Consider the following 4,517-nt stretch of genomic DNA (forward strand, 5'->3'; position numbering starts at 1 on the left):
CCTTCCCTACGACTTCGCAGCTCTCGAGCCGCACATCAGCGGCAAGATCATGGAACTGCACCATGACAAGCACCACGCGGCCTACGTCGCCGGAGCGAACACGGCGCTCGACCAGCTCGCCGAGGCCCGCGAGAGCGGCAACCTCGCGAACGTCAACAAGCTCGAGAAGGACCTCGCCTTCAACCTCGGCGGTCACGTCAACCACTCGATCTTCTGGACGAACCTCTCGCCGAACGGCGGAGGCCAGCCCGAGGGTGAGCTGAAGGCGGCGATCGATGAGTACTTCGGCTCGTTCGAGAAGTTCCAGGCCCACTTCACGGCTGCAGCGACCGGCATCCAGGGCTCCGGCTGGGCGGTGCTCAGCTGGGACTCGATCGGCTCGCGCCTGATCATCCAGCAGCTGTTCGACCAGCAGTCGAACACCGCGCAGGGCACGATCCCGCTGTTCCAGCTCGACATGTGGGAGCACGCCTTCTACCTCGACTACCTCAACGTCAAGGCCGACTACGTCAAGGCCGCGTGGAACATCGCGAACTGGGAGAACGTCGCCCAGCGTCTCGAGGTCGCCCGTAAGCAGACGAACGGCCTGCTGGTACTGTCGTAATCGGATCGCGTCCCGACGGGCCACGGCTCGTCGGGACGCCCTCTCAGCCAAAAAACCCCGCGCTTCACGCTTGCTGGAAAGCTGCGTGCAGCGCACGAGAAACAGGGAGACCTGAGTGTCTGTCAAGATCGGTATCAACGGCTTCGGCCGCATCGGACGCAACTACTTCCGCGCGGCTCTCGCGCAGGGAGCGGACCTTGAGATCGTCGCCGTCAACGACCTCACCGACAACAAGACCCTGGCGCACCTGCTGAAGTACGACTCGGTGGGCGGCGTCCTCGACGCCGAGATCAGCTACGACGAGGACAGCATTACCGTCAACGGCAAGACGATCAAGGCGTTCGCCGAGCGCGACCCCGCAGGCCTCCCGTGGGGCGAGCTGGGAGTCGACATCGTGATCGAGTCGACCGGCTTCTTCACCAAGGCCGAGCTGGCCAAGAAGCACATCGAGGCCGGCGCGAAGAAGGTCCTCATCTCGGCACCGGGCACCGGCGTCGACGGCACGTTCGTCATGGGCGTGAACGAGGACACGTACAACCCGGAGACGGATCACATCATCTCCAACGCGTCTTGCACCACGAACTGCCTCGCACCGCTGGCACAGGTCTTCAACGACGCCTTCGGTATCGACCGCGGCTTCATGATGACCGCGCACGCGTACACCGCCGACCAGAACCTGCAGGACGGCCCGCACAGCGACCTCCGCCGTGCACGCGCCGCCGCGATCAACATCACTCCCGCCTCCACCGGTGCCGCCAAGGCCATCGGAGAGGTGCTGCCGGAGCTCCAGGGCAAGCTGAGCGGCTCCTCGTACCGCGTCCCGGTTCCCACCGGCTCGATCGTCGACCTCACCCTCATCACGGACCGCGAGAACCTGACGGTCGACGAGGTCAACGAGGCGTACAAGAAGGCTGCTGCCGAGGGTCGCCTCGCCGGTTTCCTCCAGTACAACGAGGACCCGATCGTCTCGAGCGACATCGTGCACAACCCGCACTCGTCGATCTTCGACTCGACGCTCACCAACGTCAGCGGCAACCTGATCAAGGTCTCCAGCTGGTACGACAACGAGTGGGGCTACTCCAACCGTCTCGTCGACCTGACCGAGTACGTGGCCGAGCGCCTCTAAGCTCAGACACATGACTCTGCGCACCCTGGACACACTGGGGTCGCTCGAGGGCAAGCGCGTCATCGTCCGTTGTGATCTCAACGTCCCCCTGCGGGATGGGATCATCACGGACGATGGCCGTGTCCGCGCCTCGTTGCCGACCCTCAATGCACTGATCAACGCGGGTGCCCGCGTGGTCGTGTGCTCCCACCTCGGCCGTCCGGATGGCGCGCCCGATCCTCAGTACAGCCTGGAGCCGGTGGCCCAGCGGCTCTCCGAGCTGCTCGGCGCTCCTGTCGCCTTCGCACGCGACACCGTCGGCGAGTCGGCTCAGGAGGCCGTCGCCTCGCTCGAGGACGGCGGGGTCGTCGTCATCGAGAACCTGCGGTTCAACGCGGGGGAGACGGCGAAGGATGACGCCACCCGCGCCGCGTTCGCCGCGGAGCTGGCCACGCTCGGGGACGTTCTCGTCTCCGACGGGTTCGGGGTCGTTCACCGCAAGCAGGCGAGCGTCTACGAGCTCGCCGAGCTGCTCCCGTCGGCGGCAGGCCTGCTGATCGCCGCCGAGCTCGATGTGCTCGATCGTCTGACCGAGAACCCGGAGCGCCCGTACGCGGTCGTTCTCGGCGGATCGAAGGTCAGCGACAAGCTGGGCGTCATCTCGCATCTGCTTCCGCGGGTGGACAGGATCCTCGTCGGCGGCGGCATGCTGTTCACCTTCCTGAAGGCACAGGGCCACGCCGTGGCGTCGAGCCTGCTGGAAGAGGACCAGCTCGAGACGGTTCGCGGCTACATCGCGGAGGCCGCCGAGCGTGGCGTGGAGCTCGTGCTCCCCACCGATGTCGTGGTCGCCGCATCCTTCGCCGCGGACGCCGCGCACGAAGTCGCCGCAGCCGACGCGATCGAGTCGACGCCGTTCGGTGCCTCCGGCATCGGACTGGACATCGGCCCTGCGACGGCGGAGCGTTTCGCGGAGGTCATCCGCGAGTCGAAGACGGTGTTCTGGAACGGCCCGATGGGCGTGTTCGAGTTCCCCGCGTTCGCGGCCGGCACCAAGACCGTGGCGCAGGCGCTCACCGAGGTCGACGGCCTCAGCGTGGTGGGCGGCGGTGACTCCGCGGCGGCCGTGCGTCAGCTCGGATTCTCCGACGACCAGTTCGGTCACATCTCGACCGGCGGCGGCGCGAGCCTCGAATTCCTCGAGGGCAAGAAACTACCTGGGCTGGAGGTCCTCGGATGGGCGTGAACTCCCGTACCCCGCTGATCGCGGGAAACTGGAAGATGAATCTCGACCACCTTCAGGCGGTCGCGTTCGTGCAGAAGCTGCACTGGACGTTGAAGGATGCCAAGCACGAGGACGGGTCCGTCGAGGTGGCGGTCTTCCCGCCCTTCACCGACATCCGCAGCGTGCAGACGCTCATCGATGCGGACAAGATCCCGTTCGCGCTCGGTGCGCAGGATGTGTCGGCGCACGACTTCGGTGCGTACACCGGCGAGGTCTCCGGGGCGTTCCTGGCGAAGCTCGACGCGAAGTACGTCATCATCGGACACTCCGAGCGTCGTGAGTACCACTGCGAAGGCGACGACATCGTGGCCGCCAAGGTGAAGGCGTCGCTCAGGCACGGCCTCGTGCCCGTGATCTGCGTCGGTGAGACCGCTGGCGACCTCGAGAAGTTCGGCGCCAGTGCGGTTCCGGTGTCCCAGCTCGAAGCCGCGCTCGAGGGTGTCTCGCCGAAGGCGGACATCGTCGTGGCCTACGAGCCCGTATGGGCGATCGGCTCCGGCCAGGCGGCGACCCCGCAGCAGGCGCAGGATGTCTGCGCCGCACTGCGCGCCGTCATCGCGAAGGTTTTGGGCGACGAAGCGGCCGCGCGCACGCGCATCCTCTACGGCGGTTCGGTGAAGTCGGGCAACATCGCCAGCTTCATGCGCGAACCCGATGTGGACGGCGCTCTGGTCGGCGGGGCGAGCCTCGTCGTGGACGAGTTCGCCGCGATCATCCGCTTCGAGAAGCACGTCGGCGTGTGAGTGCAGCGGGGCTTCGGCCCCGCTGCACCGTATACTTGACCGTTACGGGGGCGCTCCGGCCCCAGCGAAAGGCTCTTTCTCGTGGCAATTCTCGAGTTCGTCCTGCAGGTCGTGCTGGGTATCACCAGCGTTCTGCTGACCCTCCTCATCCTCTTGCACAAAGGTCGCGGCGGTGGCCTGTCCGACATGTTCGGTGGAGGCATGACCTCCGCGGTCGGCTCTTCCGGACTCGCGGAGCGGAACCTGAACCGCTTCACCGTCGTCCTGGCTCTGACGTGGTTCGTCTCCATCGTCGCGCTGGGCCTCATCACGAAATTCGAGGTCATCTGATGGCAACCGGTGGAAACGCGATCCGCGGAACCCGAGTGGGCTCCGGCCCCATGGGCGAGCAGGACCACGGCTATCACGCCGACCGCATCGCGGTCTCGTACTGGGACGGCCTCGGCAACGAGACCGTGCGGTACTTCGCCGCCGGTCTCCCGGAAGAGGAGATCCCGGAGACGATCGATCACCCGCAGTCCGGTCTTCCCGCCGGTCGCGACAAGGAGAATCCTCCTGCACTCGCGAAGGCGGAACCGTACAAGACTCACCTCGCCTACGTGAAGGAGCGTCGTACCGACGAGGAAGCCGTCCAGCTTCTCGACGATGCGCTCACGCAGTTGCGTGAGCGCCGGGGACAGTGACCTCGGTCTGACCTAGAAGAAGCCGCCGCGAGTGATCGCGGCGGCTTCTTCCGTATCCGGAGACCGTGCTCAGCGGCAGCCCGCCGCTGCGTCGATG

General features: G+C 66.2%; 6 protein-coding genes. All 6 read left to right on the forward strand.

The window, feature by feature from the left end; all coding sequences use genetic code 11:
* Positions 1–604 (forward strand): superoxide dismutase (locus KZA10_RS08345; RefSeq protein ID WP_218682631.1); only part of this gene is annotated, 604 nt, incomplete at its 5' end.
* 115 nt (positions 605–719) lie between these two features.
* On the forward strand, positions 720–1,730 hold the full coding sequence (gene gap / locus KZA10_RS08350; RefSeq protein WP_017830288.1) for a type I glyceraldehyde-3-phosphate dehydrogenase: 1,011 nt from the start codon (positions 720–722) through the stop codon (positions 1,728–1,730).
* 10 nt (positions 1,731–1,740) lie between these two features.
* Entirely contained in the window at positions 1,741–2,955 is a 1,215-nt protein-coding gene (gene pgk / locus KZA10_RS08355; RefSeq protein WP_141386161.1) for a phosphoglycerate kinase, read from the forward strand.
* Entirely contained in the window at positions 2,946–3,737 is a 792-nt protein-coding gene (gene tpiA, locus KZA10_RS08360) for a triose-phosphate isomerase (RefSeq protein ID WP_218682632.1), read from the forward strand. The genes pgk and tpiA overlap by 10 nt, the downstream gene beginning before the upstream one ends.
* 81 nt (positions 3,738–3,818) lie before the next feature.
* Entirely contained in the window at positions 3,819–4,067 is a 249-nt protein-coding gene (gene secG / locus KZA10_RS08365) for a preprotein translocase subunit SecG (protein ID WP_017202783.1), read from the forward strand.
* Positions 4,067–4,420, forward strand: a complete 354-nt coding sequence (locus KZA10_RS08370; protein ID WP_017830291.1) for an RNA polymerase-binding protein RbpA — start codon at positions 4,067–4,069, stop codon at positions 4,418–4,420. The genes secG and KZA10_RS08370 overlap by 1 nt, the downstream gene beginning before the upstream one ends.
* The last annotated feature ends 97 nt before the right edge of the window (positions 4,421–4,517 follow it).

It is taken from the genome of Microbacterium sp. BF1 (genome assembly GCF_019279095.1).
In the GTDB taxonomy this organism is placed as follows: domain Bacteria; phylum Actinomycetota; class Actinomycetes; order Actinomycetales; family Microbacteriaceae; genus Microbacterium; species Microbacterium maritypicum.